The organism is Paenibacillus sp. BC26, from assembly GCF_900116125.1.
GTDB lineage: Bacteria > Bacillota > Bacilli > Paenibacillales > Paenibacillaceae > Paenibacillus_Z > Paenibacillus_Z lignilyticus.
Genome location: NZ_FPAD01000001.1, coordinates 1558743 through 1576396, shown reverse-complemented (window position 1 = coordinate 1576396; position 17654 = coordinate 1558743). Strand labels below are relative to the sequence as shown.

Sequence of the window (17654 nt, the reverse complement as noted above, 5' to 3'; positions counted from 1 at the left end):
TATAAAATTGTACTTATAATATCACTTGCGGATCTACATCAACGCTGATCTGTACCGGCGGTTGACCCTGAGGTCCCGATATCATGCTGATCGCCTGCTTCAACAGGTCGATGGCCCCAACGTTTCCACGATATTTTATCATACATTGAAAACGATAGCGATCTTTCATACGCGGAATGGGAGATGCCACCGGCCCCAAAATATCAATAAAACGGCTGCCGTCGCTATCGATCCAGCCTTTCACGCCGGACTCATAGGCCAGCTGTCGCAGTGTGGATGCGAGTTTATCGCCTGCCGTAATGAGAAGGGTCAGCTGTTCATCCGATAAGGTCACGACAATTAGCCTGCAAAATGGCGGATACGACATGAAGCGACGATGCTTCAGCTCCTCCTGCACGAATGCGGCATAATCATGATGTTGGGCAGAAACGATCGCATAATGCTCCGGATTGTACGTCTGCACGATAACTTCGCCAAGCAGTTCATGCCGCCCGGCACGGCCCGCAACCTGCGTCAGCAGCTGGAACGTTTTCTCCGCGGCGCGGAAATCAGGCAAGTGCAGCGATGTATCTGCGGCAATTACGCCTACTAAAGTAACGTATGGAAAATCAAGCCCCTTGGCTACCATTTGAGTGCCGAGCAGCACATCTGCTTTGCGCTCGCCAAACATGGTCAGCCATTTCTCATGGGAGCCTTTCTCGGTCGTCGTATCCACATCCATCCGAATGACGCGAATGCCGGGAAACAGCTTGGCCAGTTCCTCTTCCACCCGCTGCGTACCCGTTCCGAAGAAACGTATATGCTCGCTTTCGCAAGTCGGGCATTTCTCAGGCGCCTGTTCGGCATGACCGCAATAGTGACAGCGCATCACGCGCGACTTCTGATGGAAGGTGAGCGAAATGTCGCAATGCGGGCATTGCGCCGTATAACCGCATGAGCGGCACATAACAAAGGTCGAGTAGCCTCTGCGGTTGAGAAGCAGCACCGACTGTTCGCCTTTCTCCAAGCGATCGAGCAGCGCCTCATGGAGCTGCCGGCTGAACATGGAGCGGTTCCCTGCTTTGAGTTCGTCTCGCATATCAATCAGATGAACCTTGGGCATCGGGCGATTGCCGACCCGGTGAGGCATAGGCAGAAGTGCAGCTCCGCCTGATGACTTAGCGCTATCATCTGATGTGGAGGATGCTGAAGTCGCTGTTAATATTCTTGAAGCGGCTGCGAAGCTTTCCAATGAAGGGGTTGCAGATCCCAATACAACCGCAGCACCATGCTGCCTGGCACGTCTTACCGCAACATCCCGCGCATGATACTTCGGACTTTCCTCTTGCTTATAGGAAGACTCATGTTCTTCGTCAATAATAATTAAGCCTACTCGCTGGAACGGAGCGAATACGGCCGATCTCGCACCGACCGCAACTTGTGCGCGGCCTTCGCGAATTTTCCGCCATTCATCGTAACGCTCCCCGTTAGATAGGCGGCTATGTAAGACGGCAACCGAATCGCCGAAACGTCCTTTGAAGCGCTCCACCATTTGCGGTGTGAGGGCGATTTCCGGAACGAGCACGATCGCCTGCCGTTCGTATTGCAAGCAGCGCTCGATCGTTTGCAAATACACTTCTGTTTTGCCGCTGCCCGTAACACCATGGAGCAGAAATACGCGTGACGCCTCCGCATCCAGCGCTTCCGCGATTTCTTCATAAACGGCCTGCTGGCCTTCCGTTAACGGAAGCGGCTCAGTACGTTTGAAATTCCGTCCTGCGTACGGATCGCGCTGCGTTTCGACTTCCCGCAGTGTAATCAAGCCTTTATCTGCAACTGCGCGAATGGTGCCGGATGTCGTCGACAGCGTCTCCACCAGCGCTGACATCGTAATCGGTTCAGGGTTCTCCAGCATGTAGCGAAGCACCTCTTGCTGTTTGGCAGCACGGGCAGAGTAATTCGCTAACGCTTCTTGAGCCAATGCTTCATTATCCGGTGGATATACCGTCAGCACTTTACGAACGGACAACCGATCCTTAATTGAAACCTGCTCCGTCAAAATCCCCAGTTTAATCGCCTGCTTGATCGCGGCTGCGTCATCCGGGAAACGTTCCTGCAGCGCTGCCATGCGAACCGGTCCGCCGCCGGCACGAATAAACGCAAGCCATGGAGCATCGCCTTCACCCGCATGAAGCCAAGAATACTCCTGTTCTTCCTCTGAGATCGTCACGACGGAGTCGGCTTTCCCTTTGAGCGCTGCAGGAATCATCACTTGAAGTGCGGTGGTAAGCGCGCAGAAATACTTCTCGCTAATCCATTGTGCCAGCTCTACTAAGTCAGGTGATAAAGGCGGGACGTGGTCTAATAGCTCGGCAATCGGCTTCAGCTTGCTTACGTCGACATCCGCATAATCGGCGAGTCCAATTACGAAACCTTGCAATACACGTCCTCCGAACGGGACACCTACTCGGCTGCCAATCTCCACCCAACCAATCAGACCGGCGGGTATCGTATAGTCAAAAGGCCGATCCGTCGCGCGGCTCGGCACATCTACGATGACTTTGGCAATCATTCGGCGGCCCCCTTGGCCGCTGCAGCTTTGGCTTGCATCCGCTGTGTAATGATGCTCATCAAGCGGTCGGCCACTTCACGTTTGCGAAGCATCGGCATCGCTTCCACAAGCCCTTCCTCACCGAACAGCTGCACGATATTCGTATCCACGTTGAAGCCTGCGCCTTCTTGCGATACATCGTTTGCAACGATCAGATCGCAATGCTTGCGAACCAGCTTATCCATCGCGTAATGCGCCACTTGTTCGGTCTCGGCTGCAAAGCCAACCAGAAATTGATGTTTCTTCTTCTCGCCGAGCGTCTTTAGGATGTCCGTCGTCCGCTCCAGCTCGATGACGAGCTTCTCATCGCTTTTCTTGATTTTGTGATTCGCCCGTGCAACCGGCCGATAATCTGCGACTGCCGCCGCTTTAATGACCAAATCAGCGGAATCATATCGCTCCAGCACTGCCTGCAGCATGTGCTCCGCCGATTCAATGTGGACGATGTTCACGCCTTGTATGGGCTCTGCGCTTGTACGAGCTGCGATGAGCGTGACGTTCGCTCCACGATTCGCTGCGGCTTCCGCAAGAGCAAAGCCCATTTTCCCGGAGGAGTCATTGGTCAAGAAGCGTACCGGATCCAGACGTTCCACGGTTCCGCCGGCCGTAACGATGACTTCCTTGCCAGCTAAATCTTGGCTCTGCTCGAACCACTGCTTAACCGCGTGTACGATATCTTCCGGCTCCGCGAGACGGCCTTTGCCTACATAGCCGCATGCAAGTAAACCGGTTCCCGGCTCCACGAAGCGTGCTCCGCGTTCCGCGAGCAGCGCCATATTATGTGCGACAGCAGGATGATCGTACATATGGACGTTCATAGCGGGAGCGATAAGAATCGGCGCTGTCGTTGCCAGAAGCGTCGTGCTCAGCATGTCATCGCCGATGCCATGCGCCATTTTCGCTAATATGTTGGCTGTAGCCGGCGCGATCACGACCAAATCCGCACTGTCCGCCACGTTGATATGCGCGACGACCGATGGATCGAATTCGTCAAAGGTATCCGTATATACGGTATGCCGCGACAAGGTTTGAAGCGTAAGCGGCGCAATGAACTTCGTTGCCGATTCCGTCATGATGACTCGCACATTCGCACCCGCTTGCACCAATCTGCTGCACACGGTCGCCGCTTTATAGGCCGCGATTCCGCCGGAGATGCCAAGTACAATTGTTTTCCCTTTCAGCACCTATGATCACTCCTCTTACGCTGTAGCATCATGGATTGATAAATCCTGAAATGCGAATCAACCCGATGAAAGCCTAGTGTTTATACGGTTTTTATGATGGAAAAGTCTAATTGATGTGAAATTGACGATAAACTTTTGAAACATGCTATTTACCATCATAACCACATAGAAAAATAATGCAATCGCCCAAAACATATTGCTTTCGATAACTAGCACTTCTTGACCCAGAATGAGTAAGAAAAATTGGATCAAAATGTTTTAGTGTATACATAATGTTACCATACCTTCACAGTCCGACAAAACAACTCCAATAGATTACATCGTAGTATCGCTATATGGTAACCGAGCAGCCTATCGTTCGTGTTTCTGTTTTCGCACGAGCAACAGATTAACAGGAAATGGGAATAAAAATAGACCGGCACTATAATAGCGTCGGTCTTTTAGGAGTCCCCTGATCAATTCATCTGCACTTCGATCTGCGTAGGTACATCCGATGGATCTGCATTCGATAAGGCAGTACATTCACGGAAAGCGAAATGTTTACAGCCCAGGCATTTGTTAGTATTGAGCTGGGTTAGCGCATAATCGATCGCATCGCCTGTATGTTCAAACCTATGATCGTTCCCAATACGATCAATCAATCCTGTTTTTCTCAGCAACTCCAAGGGCTGCGACTGGATTCCCGATATCAAAATGATGCCGCCGCTCTTCTCAGAATGCTTCAATAGGGCCGTGAGATGCGACTCTCCTGTTGTATCCATGAATGGCATCTTACCCATACGTAGCAATACAATTTTAGAATGTAATCGGATGGCATCCATAACTGATTTCTCAAACATACTTGCAGTCCCAAAAAATAAGGAGCCGTCAATCGAGAGTATGCTGATTTGCGGGCAGTCGTGTTCTGCTGTCACCATGTAAGCTTTTACCTTTTCATGGTTAATCGTTGGATCGGGCAGTACTTTTGTAACGGTCAACATCTCGCTCATCTGTTTGACAAATAAAATAATTGCCAATACAAGTCCCACTTCGACTGCAGTTGTCAGGTTTGTAAACACGGTCAAAGAGAATGTGATTAACAATACGATAGAGTCGGCAGTTCTTGTTCTTAGAATCTGAATGAACTTCTTGCGCTCACTCATGTTCCAAGCTACCAGCATCAGGATGGGAGCCATGCTTGCAAGAGGGATACGTGATGCATAGGGAGCAAGCAGGATAAGAACAAAAAAAACGACGATGCCATGTATGACCCCCGACATCGGTGACATTGCGCCGCTCTTAATATTTGTCGCAGTACGTGCAATCGCTCCAGTGACCGGTATCCCGCCGAACAAGGGTGTCACCATATTGGCTATTCCTTGGCCAATCAGTTCACGATTGCTGTTATGGCGGCTGCCCGTCATCCCATCAGCCACTACGGCAGATAACAGAGATTCAATGCCCCCTAGAAGTGCAATGATAATAGCAGGTCTAATGAGTGTTTCGATCTGAGCCCATGTAATTTCAGGGAAGTGAAAATGAGGTAATGCACTAGGTATGGCGCCATAGGTGGATCCGATTGTAGCGACGCTTCCGTTGAAGAACAGGGCAGCCACGACACTGGAAATGATAAGCCCAACTAAAGAACTCGGCACTTTAGGTAATAATTTCGGAGCTGCGATCATGACGATCAAGCCTACTCCTGCAGTCAAGAGGCTATAGATGTTTAAAGTCGATAAGTGTGTAATAATTTCCCTCATATTGGGCAAGAAATTTTCATGTTTTTCAATATCTTTGAGACCTAAGAAGCTTGCGATCTGCCCGCTGAAGATAATTACCGCAATTCCAGCAGTAAATCCGATTGTAACGGGACGGGGGATGAATTTGATTAATTTTCCAAAATTCAATACCCCCATCACAACAAGAATAATACCTGCGAGAAAACCGGCGATCAAAAGATTTTCGTAGCCGTACTGCATGACGATTGCAAACAGGATGGGGATAAAAGCACCTGTCGGTCCGCCAATTTGGAATTTGGAGCCGCCAAATAAAGAAATTAAAATACCGGCAACAATAGTCGTATAGATCCCATATTCGGGTTTAACACCGGAAGCAATAGCAAATGCCATTCCTAACGGAATGGCGATAACCCCTACAATCAGCCCGGAGACGAGATCTTTACTGAACGCGGATGAATGATACCCTTCAAATCTTCCCGTCCATTTTATCCGAGTCACCTTCTTTTTGAATATTTGATTATTTGAATATATAGAGAATGATACTCCTGGATTTAAAAGGTGTCAACACGAAAGAACGGGATTTCATTCCCGAGGAACCCTCTCCAAATATAAAAAAAGGCCATCCATAGTTTTCACCTAGATACCCTAATTCTTTTTCTTTATGACTCTTTCCGAATGTCTTCCAGAAGCGAAATCGCATCGACGAGATGATTATCGAAGATTTGTCTTGCTACGGATAATAAGTCTTTGATTAAGGGATCTCGTAATGAATAAATGACTGTTGTTCCTTCTTTTAAGCCGTATACGACATTTTTATTTCGAAGTACCGCCAGCTGTTGAGATACTGCTGAACCTTCAGACCCTAATATACTTTGTAGCTCATTTACGTTTCTGTCGCCTTCGCATAGAACTTCAAGAATTCGAATTCGCATCGGATGAGCGAGAGCCTTGAAAAACTCGGCTTTGAATTGTTGGATCTGGTTCATGGCATTTGCCCCTTAATCATTAAGCTTCTGAAGATATGATTATAATAGCACACTTCCGCAAACGTTTAAAATGAAGCTTGTCTACTGATGAATCGAAGTACTTTCGATTCAATTGTTATCCGCATCGATATGACGTATAATGTCTAATATATTCAAATATTTGAATATTCAAATTCACGAGATTCAGGAGGTGGAATTGAATGCCTAACTTCACGATAAACGACAACCTTAATTTACGACTGGATCCTGAGAGTGAGAAGAAGCCTAAGCGCGAGCAGATCAGTAAACAAATGGTACTTGATATGGGCCTTCACTTTCTGCATAAAATTGGCACTGAGCAAATTTGTCGAGTGTGTATTGATGCCGGTGGCTCCTGCTGCGGTAGCTGCCGGCATCTCGCTGATGGAATCGGATGTCAACTCCGCAACACAAGCTGTACGGCTTGGTTGTGCGGATTTCTAAAATATGTACTGTTTGAGATCGATCTCTTACAGAATTGGAATGATTTTTGGAAACAAATTCCTGGACAGGATTACAGGGAAGACTTCACGCCCGATAAGTTATTGATCCGAAATAAACTAGCTGCTCCTAACTTTCGAATGCTCGGTCAAGCATTAGCTGCTGATTTGCAGGAGCTAGAGCAATCGCAAATATCAGTAGGGTATATCATTACACTAAGAGAAAAAATCGATAAGAACATGGACCGTATAGCTTACTATAAACATGATCCTCAGAAACGAGCCGCAACAATATGCAACATACAGGTCTTGTCGGCTCCCTTTCACCGTTTCCATAAAGCAAGTGCTGAGTACCGAGAACAGCATTCCTGATTTTAACCCCGGCCGTATGCTATGCACTATCATGGCGCAACTAGTGGTAAAATAATCATAAAGGCCACGTCCCTAATGAAGAGGCGTGGCCTTTATTGATGTGATGATGTTATATTGATACGAAACTCTTGCTGCAAACTGAAGACAACTGGCTTTAACTCCCGCAAGGGTTGTTATCGTTGTGCTTCATGAATTTCTTAGTCTTTCTTGTTCAGCGTGCTCTCTACCACGAGAATATCTTGGTAGATTTCTTCGAGGGCAATACCCACGTACTTATGGGATCTTGGGGAACGAATTTCTGTTTTGCTTCCGTCACGAAGCATTCTTGCACGACGCGATGCCGCGACAACCAAGGAATACTTGCTGTCGACCTTCTTCATCATTTCATCAATAGATGGATATAACAACGTTCCTTCACCTCACTCATGCTAGGCTTTCTCGGAAGCTTCCTTCACTTCCTCAAGCTCTGCGATAAATCGGTCACGCCGGCAATGCTCTGCTACGATGATGCTCTGTATGCGATGACACGCAGCGTCAATCTGATCATTCACGACTGCATAATCGTAATAATGAATAAGATTCATTTCTTCCACCGCCACGGTCATGCGATGGTCAATAATATCGGCATTCTCTGTTCCGCGTCCGGTAATGCGCTGTTTAAGCACATCAAGAGAAGGCGGCACCAAGAAAATAAAGACACCTTGCGGAAACTTCTCTTTTACTTTTAACGCGCCTTGCACTTCAATTTCAAGAATGATATCTTTGCCCGAAGCTAGCGTACGCTCAACAAAATCACGCGGCGTGCCGTAGTAATTACCGACATATTCCGCATACTCCAGAAGCGCATCCTTCGCGATCATATCTTGGAACTGTTCTCTCGATTTAAAAAAATAATTAATGCCGTCGATCTCACCTTGACGGGGTGAGCGCGTGGTTGCCGAAACGGAATAAATAAGGTCACTCTGCTTATGCCGAAGTTCGGAACAAACCGTTCCCTTGCCGACGCCCGATGGGCCGGATAATACAATTAACAATCCTCTGTTCATAATACTCCCCGTCACTATTCGTCGTGATCGTCATCCTTAGTCGACAACCGATGAGCAACCGTCTCCGGTTGTACGGCCGAAAGAATAACGTGATCGCTGTCCGTAATAATAACAGCGCGTGTGCGGCGTCCATATGTAGCATCAATAAGCATATGACGGTCGCGAGCTTCTTGGATAATCCGTTTAATCGGCGCCGATTCCGGGCTTACAATCGAGATGATTCGATTGGCGGAAACGATATTTCCGAAACCGATATTAATGAGCTTAATGGCCATTTCTGTTCCCCTCCGGTATCTCCCGTGCATGATCATGCAATTAAACACGATGTATAGATAAGCGCAAGAATGATGGAGTCGAATCTTCTGCCGGAACCTAAAAGTGTGATGACAGAATATTGCATTATTCTTGACGAAAAATGTCCGGAGCATACGTTCGGCCAGCCGATTGCTTACAAGTGTTGAAGCGATAGTCAGGTCCCCTATTCTATCGCATCCGAAGCGGCATGGCAAGTGCATCCAAGGACTATTCTAATTCATTTTTACAATACGAACAAGTGTTATTGCATAAACACAAGAAGAAACGGCTGGCGCCGTCCCAAACGACGCAGCAAGTTTCTTCTTGGAGTCCATTCAGCGCCGTTTCTGATCCGTAGGGATCCGGTCTGAAATATGGAGAAAAAACGGGCTTAACCCGTTTTTCCGCTCGTTTTTCTCCAGACATAATCTGTCAGCTGCACCGTCATCTCATAGAACATAAACGGCGTGATCAGATAAATGCCCTTGAAGTATTCCAATGCGGTATCCAGTAATTCCTCCGCGATTCGAACACCTTCCGCTCGTCCTTCCTCGCCTTCCAATCCCGCCATCCGTCTGCGAACATCATCGGATAGCTGAATACCGGGTACCTCATTATGCAAATATTCCGCGTTACGTCCGCTTGCCAGCGGCATGATGCCGATGAAGATAGGGACCGACAAATGCTTCGTTGCTTCCGCGATGCGGACGATCAGCTCGTTATCATAAACCGGCTGCGTCATGATGTAATCTGCACCGGAATCGATTTTCTTCTCCAGACGGGCAATCGCCTTGTCCAAATATTTGACGTTCGGATTGAAGGCTGCGCCTGTGATGAAGTTTGCTTTCTGCTTGAGCGCTTTGCCCGAGAATGCGATACCTTCATTCAGCTGCTTTATCATACGGATCATTTCGAAGGAAGTGAGATCGTACACGGAGCTGGAATCGGGCAAATCACCGAAACGAGCCGGGTCGCCGGTCACGGCCAGGACATGATCGATGCCAAGAGCATCAAGCCCCATCATATGGGACTGCGTTCCGATCAAGTTGCGATCGCGGCAAGCGATATGCACAAGCGGACGAATGCCGACTTGATGCTGAACGAGCGATGCCAATGCAATGTTGCTCATCCGTGTAACTGCCAGCGAGTTGTCTGCCATCGTCACGGCATCCGCTTTGATTTCCTTGAGCGCTCTCGCGCCATCCATAAACTTCTGAATGTTGAGATCCCTCGGCGGATCAAGCTCTACGATTACGGTATGGCGTTCTTTCACCAAATCCACAATCGTTGGTTCCGAAACAGACTGCTCCGATTGCAAGGTGATACGTTCCCGCTGTACCGGCAGTTGCTGGGCCTCCGGCTGCACCGTTTGCGGAGTGTATCCTTCCAGCGACTTGGCAATGGCCGCGATATGCTCCGGCGTTGTACCACAGCAGCCGCCGATAATCCGAGCACCTCGGTCCGCGAATTTACGGGCCGATTGCGCAAAATATTCCGGCGTCGCCGAGAACATGTACTTGCCATCCACATAATCCGGAATACCCGCATTCGGAAAAACGGAGAGCGGCAAGACGATGTCGCCGACGATCGAATCGATTGCGCGCATAATGCCGTTCGGGCCGCTTCTGCAATTGAAGCCTACCACGTCTGCGCCTTCTTGCTTCAAGTTGTTGAACGCGATGGCCAGCGGATGACCGTCTTGGGTAACCGCTTCTTTCTCCACCGCAAATTGGGTGATGACCGGAACGTCCGAGAGTTTGCGAGCGATTCGCAGCGCCAGCAATGCTTCCTCGAGATCGTAGAACGTCTCAAGCAAAATGCCATCAACGCCGGCATTCAGAAGCGCATCCATTTGCTGATGAAACAGCTGTTCCAGCTGCGTTGTCGCGATGTTCTTGCGTTTACCTGCACGGATAGAACCGACAGCTCCGACTACATAGGCATCGTTGCCCACTGCGTCTCTGGCAATCTGAACACCCGCGCGATTGATCGCCTCGACTTCATGATCCAGTCCATAATGCGAGAGGCTTGCCAGATTCGCCGAGAACGTATTCGTCTCGATGACACGAGCTCCCGCTTCATAATAACGACGGTGCACATCTGCGATGACCTCTGGACGCAAGACATTAAATTCTTCGTATGAAACGCCGACAGGGAACCCCATCCCGTAGAGATAGGTTCCCATCGCGCCGTCCCCGGTCAAGATGCGCGCTTGTAGCGCTTCCCGTAAATCCGGTTTCATTTTCAAAACTCCTTCATTCAAATCCTTAAACTGTACCGCGGAAAACTTCTGCTGCCGGGCCAGTCATGTAGACATGATTGTTTTCTTCGTTCCACTCGATCAACAGGTCTCCGCCTTTAAGCGATACCGTTGCCGTACGATCTGTGTATCCGTTCAACACGGATGCGACCACTGTCGCGCAAGCTCCGGTTCCACATGCGAGAGTAGGTCCCGCGCCGCGTTCCCATACCCGCATATCGGTGAAGTCTTTGGAGCGAACCGTTACGAACTCGACATTGATTTTGCGCGGGAACATCGGATGAACTTCAAGCTTCGGCCCCCATGCTGCCAGGTCAAAATTCACGGCATCGTCCACATAAATGACGCAATGCGGGTTGCCCATCGATACCGCAGTGAATTTGAACTCGCGTCCATCTACTTCGATCGATTGATTAATGACCGGGTTGGCATCAATAGTAGTCGGTACTTTCAAGCCTTCAAGGATCGGTTGTCCCATGTTAACCCGCACCAGCACGGCTTTGCCGTTCTCGACTGTCAGCTGCACCTCTTGAACACCTGCACCAAGCGTTTCAATGGTCAACGTTTCTTTATCTGTTAAACCGTTATCATACACATATTTCGCTACGCAGCGAATGGCATTGCCGCATTGCTCTGCTTCGGAGCCGTCGGAGTTCATGATGCGCATCCGAAAATCAGCTTGCTCTGATGGTAAAATATAAACAAGTCCGTCGGCACCAATGCCGAAAAAGCGATTGCAAAGCTGTAATGCGAGCTCGGCTGCGTTATCCGGTAATTTCGTTTCTCCTTCGACAACAATAAAGTCATTGCCCAGTCCATGCATCTTCGTGAAATTCATCTACTCGCACTCCCTTTTGTCCGATCGAAATCAAATAAAATCAATAATTTACTCCATTATAATTTATTTAGTGTACCTTAATCTTTGCATTATTGCATCACTTTGTTGTACTAACATCCCCCTAAATCCCCCTTGGAAAGGGGGACCCCGAGGACTCCCGCCCTCTGGACACCCGGAAATTAATAACGTCTGTGCAGCAGAGAAGCGCTCCCGGGGACATACGTGCTATCCTCGCTTTCGTCCCATTCGGGACACGCCTTTACTTCCGGCGCTTACTATCCACCTGGTGTCCCTACGGGACCATCGTAACGTAATCCGCCTTAGAGACGCATCAGATCCCATATGTGCTCGGGTCGCTTTCGTCCTATTCGGGACACGCCTTACTTTTGGCGCTCGGAACGGCGTAGAGCACAGAATTGGATCGCCAGCGGCCGTCTGCGCCGACCAGGCAATCTAAGGCCGTCGGTTATTCTGGTGGCTTTTGGTTGGATTGCCGACTTGGCCTCTACGTGGCCTGGCGGCAATCCTATGGGCCGCCTGTTTCCTGGCGGAGAAGTTGGTTGGGGTGGCTTGCCTGGCGCTCTGCGCAGCCTGGCAATCTTGGTCTAGCGGGCTGCCTGCGGCACAAATGAAGAAGGAGTCGCTAGAATAGCGACTCCTGGATTATTAAAAACCTACGTTTGTTATGATGCCGGTTAATTAGCTTCGGGCACGGCACAAGAGCAAACCTTATTATGTAGTGTACTTCCGCGATGATCACATACTATGCCACATACCAATTCTAACGGTTGTGACAGTGCTTATTTACCAGCAATTCACTCTTTTTATCAGCTAACGGTTGCCAGAGAGCTTATTTAAACGTTTTCCACTGGGAATCGCCTGATGTATCGCAAATAACGCCTGTCACAACCGTTAGATTTTCAAAAAGGCTTAATTTGATATATTAGCCACGCTGGCAACCGTTAAAGTTTTGATCGATCATGAGGCATGGACAAAAAATGGCTGTCGAGACTTTCTCGGATAATCTTGAAGTCGCTGGTTTGCGACTTCCTTGTTCAACACTAAGTATACCGACGCAAAGTAGTTCACATCATTAGCCCAAACCAATACGACCCTAAACCAATACGAACTCTATTGCACCACCGCACCACTAACCTCACTGCAACGCCACCCACAACTAATCCGATACGCTCTTCGCTCTCACCTAATCGAACCTCTTCCACCACACGCCGGTCCATTCTTCGACCGTTGGGCTGTTGTTGGCTTGTACCTGTTCACTAAGCCATTCGCCGAAGAAGAAGTTGGTGATAGAGACGGCATCGGCTACGGAGTTGAATCTAAAATCGGTTCGTATGGCTTCGTGCTCGAAGCCATATTCGTTTACGAGAGCCGCATAGTAGGCTGTCAAGAAGTCCGGCGGATTCGGGACCGAAGAGCCGGTTCCGAAGTTTTCGAAGATGATACAGGTTCCTCCGGGTTTCAATACTCTGCGGATTTCATCCAGAATCACGGATAGATTCCCGCTCCAGCCCTCCACATTGCTGCTAGCGGCATAACAGATGGTCCAGCCTGCCGTTACCAGGTCGACACTATCATCCTGTAAAGGTAACTGATCATGCTGAGCAACCGCGGTCTGCCAATTCGTTAAACCAAGGGCTGAGAGCTTACTTGACGCCACTTCGAGCATTGCGCCGGAGGCATCGGTTGCGGTAACGGATGCGACAATCGGCGCAAGCATCGTCGTTAATCGGCCTGTCCCGGCACCGATATCGAGTACCGCCGCCTCGGATAGATGGGGCACGATTCGATGGATAGTTTGCAGCAGATTGCGATGGACATCCTCAAACGAAATAAGCTGGTCATAACGTTCCGCTTCGCTTTGATAAATATGGTCATGGTCAGGCATGCGTTTCCCTCCTAAATTAGCTTTCGACGCAAGCTTAAGGGCTGACGCGGGGTGAAGGTCAACTCAATGTTTTCGTACCGCATAGACGACGTGTATCCACGGATTCACTGCTTGGGATACGGTGATAAAGTCACGGTTTCTAAACCATTCAAGCAGCTCCTGCCGATTCGTTGGATGTTTCGTAGTGTCCGGCGGCATTGATCTTGAACTCCATTCTCCCTCATACATGAGACCCGCAATACAAATTCTGCCGCCCGGCGCCAGCACCCGATCCATTTGATCAAGCGCAAGCAGCTGCTGCTGTCCATTCAGATGATGCAGCGCGAAGGCCGACACCACAAGCGTGAACTGTTTGTCCATAAAAGGAAGGGCCAGTGCATTCCCCAGCTTAGCAGTCATCGCCGGAAACCTCTCCCTGCATTTAGCCAGCATTTCTTTGGACTGATCCAAGGCCGACATCGCTGCTCCAAGAGCTAACAGCCTGCCCGCCAGATTGCCTGTGCCTGTTCCGATATCAAGCCCCTGCTCGCCTGACTTAGGCGACACCCACTGTACAATGAAATCAAGCGCCGTCTCATATTCGGCTTGGGATAAAGCGGATCCCGTCGAGAGCATCGCCTCAGAGCGATCGAAGACAGCTGCCAGCCGATCGAAGTCCCATGTGTCCATCCATGTAGATTGACTGTGCTGAATCCCCTTCAGCTCCCCTGTCAATTGATATAGATCTTCCACATCCAGCTGCTGCTTCTTCTCGCACCTTGCGATTAGCTCGTCCAGCATGCCAATCGCATATTTCCACTCCACCCACTTGGCGGTAAGCGCCATTCGCTGTAATTCGAGATAGTGATGCACGGTAGCCGAATCCCCTTGATCCAGCTTTGTCATTAATGCTTTTATCTGTTCGATACTTAGCCCCAGCTCGCGCAAGGAAGATATCGTTTGCAATCGCCAGGCTTCGCTTTCCGAGTAATAGCGGTATCCGTTCTCTTGTCCGCGTTCCGGTTTCAGAAGCCCTTTCGATTCATATAATCGAATGGCTCGTGGTGTGACGTTCAACCTTTTCGCCAAGTCCTTGATTTTCATGCTCCGCCTCCTACACCCAGTATAAACCATAACCTTAGGTGAAGGTTAACCGTACACAATAAAGAAACCGGGAGCGCAAAGCTGCCGGTTTCCATCTCATCACTTATCTGGTTACTGATTTTGGCCCGCTAAGCGGCCAATTTGATTTTTTCTTCTTCTCGGTTGTGCCGAGTACGCTGCCGATTCCCATCATGAAGGTCGGAATGCCCGCTGCCACAAGGACGAGGCACCAATCGCGGAAACCGAGCGGAACGGTCTTGAAGATCGGCTGCAGAGCTTCGATGTAGAGCACGCCGAGCATCAGCAGAACGGACGACAGCACCGCGAACAGCAAGTATTTATTTTGCAAAATATTACGGTGGAAGATCGAACGAGAGCTGCGGCAGTCAAAGACATGAATCAGCTGCGCCATAACGAGCGTGGCAAAAGCTACCGTTTGCGCATGGATGAGATTAGTCGGACTGTTAGGCGCTGTTCGGAGCGTGATCCAGAAGGCTGCCAGCGTACAAACCCCGATCAGAATGCCTCGGCTGATGATTTTCCAGCCCAATCGCCTTGCAAAAATATTCTCTTTCGCCGAACGCGGCTTCTGCTGCATAAGATCCTTCTCGGCTTGGTCGACACCGAGCGCCATCGCAGGTAACCCGTCTGTAACTAAGTTGACCCAGAGGATCTGGATCGGCACGAGCGGAAGCGGAAGTCCGGCCATCATGGCCAAGAACATCGTCAAAATCTCGCCTACGTTGGAAGCCAGCAAATAGCGGATAAATTTGCGGATATTCTCATAGATGCCGCGGCCTTCCTCGATCGCTGCCACGATGCTGCTGAAATTATCATCGCTGAGCACAAGCGACGATGCTTCTTTGGATACATCAGTGCCGGTGATGCCCATCGCTATTCCGATATCAGCGGCTTTAATGGCAGGTGCGTCATTAACGCCGTCACCTGTCATGGCAACGACATGGCCCTTGCGCTGCAGCGCTTTGACAATACGAAGCTTATGCTCCGGAGACACTCTCGCATAGACATAAATGTTGTCGATGAGACGATCCAATTGCTCTTCGCTCATCCCGTTCAATTGCTGCCCGCTGATCGCGATGCCGCCTCTTGGCATGATGCCAAGCTGTCCGGCAATCGCTTCTGCAGTGAGCTGATGATCGCCTGTGATCATGACAGTCTTAATTCCGGCCCGGCGGCAGTTCGCAATCGATTCACGAACTTCACGGCGCGGCGGATCAATCATACCGGAGAGACCTACGAAGATCAGCTGATTCTCTACGTCGGCCTCGTCTTCGGCTGCATCATGAGACCGCAAATCCCGGTAGGCGAAACCTAAGACGCGCAATGCCGCTTGCGCCATGTCCTCACTGGCGTTGTTAACCTTCTGCTTCAATGTTGCCGTGAAAGGAACGACTTTGCCGTCCCATAGAATATACGCACATTGCTCCATCAGCACATCAGGCGCCCCTTTGGTGCATACAAGGCGGCCGCCTTGGTGACTGACGAGCACGGACATCCGTTTCCGTTCCGAATCAAACGGAAATTCTTTTACCCGTTGATACAATCCTTCGAGCGACTTCATCGTGACGCCGAGCTTCGATGCAAGGACAGTCAATGCTCCTTCTGTCGGATCTCCTTTCAGTACCCATTCATCCTGAACGAATGTCGTCTTGGACTTCTTGCGTTTCGCATCCTGCTCCTCATCGATGCGAGTAACAGATGCGTTGTTGCACAGAGCCGCGATTTGCAGCAGCCTGCGCAGCGGTTGATGCTGCTTGAGATCGACTGCTTTGCCGCCTTCGAAGCAAGAACCTGTCGGTTCATAGCCCTCTCCGGTAACATCCATGCCCTGACCGCCGATCCATAGCTTCGTCACGGTCATTTTGTTCTGCGTAAGCGTTCCTGTCTTGTCCGAACAAATAACCGAAGCGCAGCCGAGGGTTTCCACGGAAGGCAGCTTACGAACGATGGCCCGGCGTTTAATCATGCGCTGAACGCCAAGGGCGAGCGCGATGGTCACGATTGCCGGCAAGCCTTCCGGAATCGCGGCAACGGCCAAGCTGACTCCCGCGAGGAACATCTCATAGGCAGGTTGTCCGTGCAATATCCCTGCAACAACGACCATAACGGTCAACGCCAGAGCGACGACGATGAGAATTTTGCCGAGCTGTTCCAGACGATGCTGAAGCGGTGTTTCCATGGTCTCTGTCTGCTGGATGAGATTTGCGATTTTGCCCATCTCGGTGTTCATTCCGGTACGAATGACAATCCCTTTTGCCGTGCCCCGGGTAACCATCGTTCCCATAAATCCGATGTTGCGCATATCCCCGAGCGGAAGCTCATCTGCCTGAATCACAACGCAGTGCTTGTTGACCGGGACGGACTCGCCTGTCAGTGCAGATTCCTCCGCATAACAGCTGTTCGCCTCGATGAAGCGAATGTCGGCCGGAATTCGATCTCCGCTCTCAAGCTCGACCAAGTCCCCTGGCACCAACTCGCTTGCAGGAACAACTACGGACTCGCCTCCACGCAGCGTCTTCGCCAGCGGCGCGGATAATGCCTTTAGTGCGCGGAGCGATTTTTCTGCCCGGAATTCCTGCACGAACCCCAATATCGCGTTGATGACAATAATGGCCACAATCGTAATTGCATCCAAGTATTCGCCAAGCAAACCGGATATTAATGTCGCCCCCATGAGCACAAGCACCATAAAATCTTTGAACTGACCGAGGAACAGCATAATCGGAGGAACCTTCTTCCCCTCCGTCAGCTCATTTCGACCGACTTCACGCAAACGATCTGCTGCTGCACTTGGTGTAAGCCCGGTATCCAAAGAAGCTTGAAGCGCCTCAGCGAGTTCGCTTGTTTCCATCTGGTGCCACTTACCTTGTTCCATGCCCCGCCCTCCTCCTGTTACTT

13 protein-coding genes are annotated in these 17654 nt (G+C 50.0%); 1 reads left to right on the top strand and 12 read right to left on the bottom strand.

Annotated elements, in window-relative coordinates; translation table 11 throughout:
- Nucleotides 1-13: 13 nt before the first annotated feature.
- The 4 genes from priA to BM412_RS06645 all read right to left on the bottom strand — a co-directional run bounded on the left by priA (nt 14) and on the right by BM412_RS06645 (nt 6478).
- Nucleotides 14-2551: a primosomal protein N' gene (priA, locus tag BM412_RS06660; protein WP_091215461.1), complete on the bottom strand. Its 2538-nt coding sequence runs from the start codon at nt 2549-2551 to the stop codon at nt 14-16.
- Complete coding sequence (coaBC, locus tag BM412_RS06655) at nt 2548-3774, bottom strand: bifunctional phosphopantothenoylcysteine decarboxylase/phosphopantothenate--cysteine ligase CoaBC (RefSeq protein ID WP_091215459.1); 1227 nt, start codon at nt 3772-3774, stop codon at nt 2548-2550. Before coaBC ends, priA begins: the two co-directional genes overlap by 4 nt.
- Nucleotides 3775-4229: 455 nt before the next feature.
- The gene (locus BM412_RS06650) at nt 4230-5981 is read right to left on the bottom strand and encodes a SulP family inorganic anion transporter (protein WP_091220245.1); all 1752 of its coding nucleotides are present in this window, start codon (nt 5979-5981) and stop codon (nt 4230-4232) included.
- A gap of 170 nt (nt 5982-6151) precedes the next feature.
- A complete protein-coding gene (locus BM412_RS06645; protein WP_091215456.1) occupies nt 6152-6478 on the bottom strand; it encodes an ArsR/SmtB family transcription factor in 327 nt (108 codons plus the stop codon).
- A gap of 200 nt (nt 6479-6678) precedes the next feature.
- Here BM412_RS06645 and BM412_RS06640 point away from each other — a divergent pair, with 200 nt between their 5' ends.
- Nucleotides 6679-7308 carry a hypothetical protein gene (locus BM412_RS06640; protein WP_091215453.1) on the top strand — a complete coding sequence of 210 codons (630 nt, stop codon included), beginning with the start codon at nt 6679-6681 and terminating at the stop codon, nt 7306-7308.
- Nucleotides 7309-7505: 197 nt separating this feature from the next.
- Here BM412_RS06640 and rpoZ read toward each other — a convergent pair whose 3' ends face one another.
- The 8 genes from rpoZ to BM412_RS06600 all read right to left on the bottom strand — a co-directional run bounded on the left by rpoZ (nt 7506) and on the right by BM412_RS06600 (nt 17631).
- Entirely contained in the window at nt 7506-7715 is a 210-nt protein-coding gene (gene rpoZ / locus BM412_RS06635; protein ID WP_090978245.1) for a DNA-directed RNA polymerase subunit omega, read from the bottom strand.
- A gap of 21 nt (nt 7716-7736) precedes the next feature.
- Nucleotides 7737-8354, bottom strand: a complete 618-nt coding sequence (gmk, locus tag BM412_RS06630; protein WP_091215451.1) for a guanylate kinase — start codon at nt 8352-8354, stop codon at nt 7737-7739.
- 14 nt (nt 8355-8368) lie between these two features.
- Nucleotides 8369-8629 carry an extracellular matrix/biofilm regulator RemA gene (gene remA, locus BM412_RS06625; protein WP_020615370.1) on the bottom strand — a complete coding sequence of 87 codons (261 nt, stop codon included), beginning with the start codon at nt 8627-8629 and terminating at the stop codon, nt 8369-8371.
- Between the two features lie 410 nt (nt 8630-9039).
- Entirely contained in the window at nt 9040-10890 is a 1851-nt protein-coding gene (locus BM412_RS06620) for a bifunctional homocysteine S-methyltransferase/methylenetetrahydrofolate reductase (protein WP_091215448.1), read from the bottom strand.
- A gap of 25 nt (nt 10891-10915) precedes the next feature.
- The gene (gene dapF / locus BM412_RS06615) at nt 10916-11746 is read right to left on the bottom strand and encodes a diaminopimelate epimerase (protein ID WP_091215445.1); all 831 of its coding nucleotides are present in this window, start codon (nt 11744-11746) and stop codon (nt 10916-10918) included.
- A gap of 1204 nt (nt 11747-12950) precedes the next feature.
- Nucleotides 12951-13652 carry a class I SAM-dependent methyltransferase gene (locus BM412_RS06610; protein ID WP_091215442.1) on the bottom strand — a complete coding sequence of 234 codons (702 nt, stop codon included), beginning with the start codon at nt 13650-13652 and terminating at the stop codon, nt 12951-12953.
- A 63-nt stretch (nt 13653-13715) separates the two neighbouring features.
- Entirely contained in the window at nt 13716-14735 is a 1020-nt protein-coding gene (locus BM412_RS32765) for a MerR family transcriptional regulator (protein WP_177245688.1), read from the bottom strand.
- Between the two features lie 103 nt (nt 14736-14838).
- Nucleotides 14839-17631 carry a calcium-translocating P-type ATPase, SERCA-type gene (locus BM412_RS06600; RefSeq protein ID WP_091215438.1) on the bottom strand — a complete coding sequence of 931 codons (2793 nt, stop codon included), beginning with the start codon at nt 17629-17631 and terminating at the stop codon, nt 14839-14841.
- Nucleotides 17632-17654: the final 23 nt, after the last annotated feature.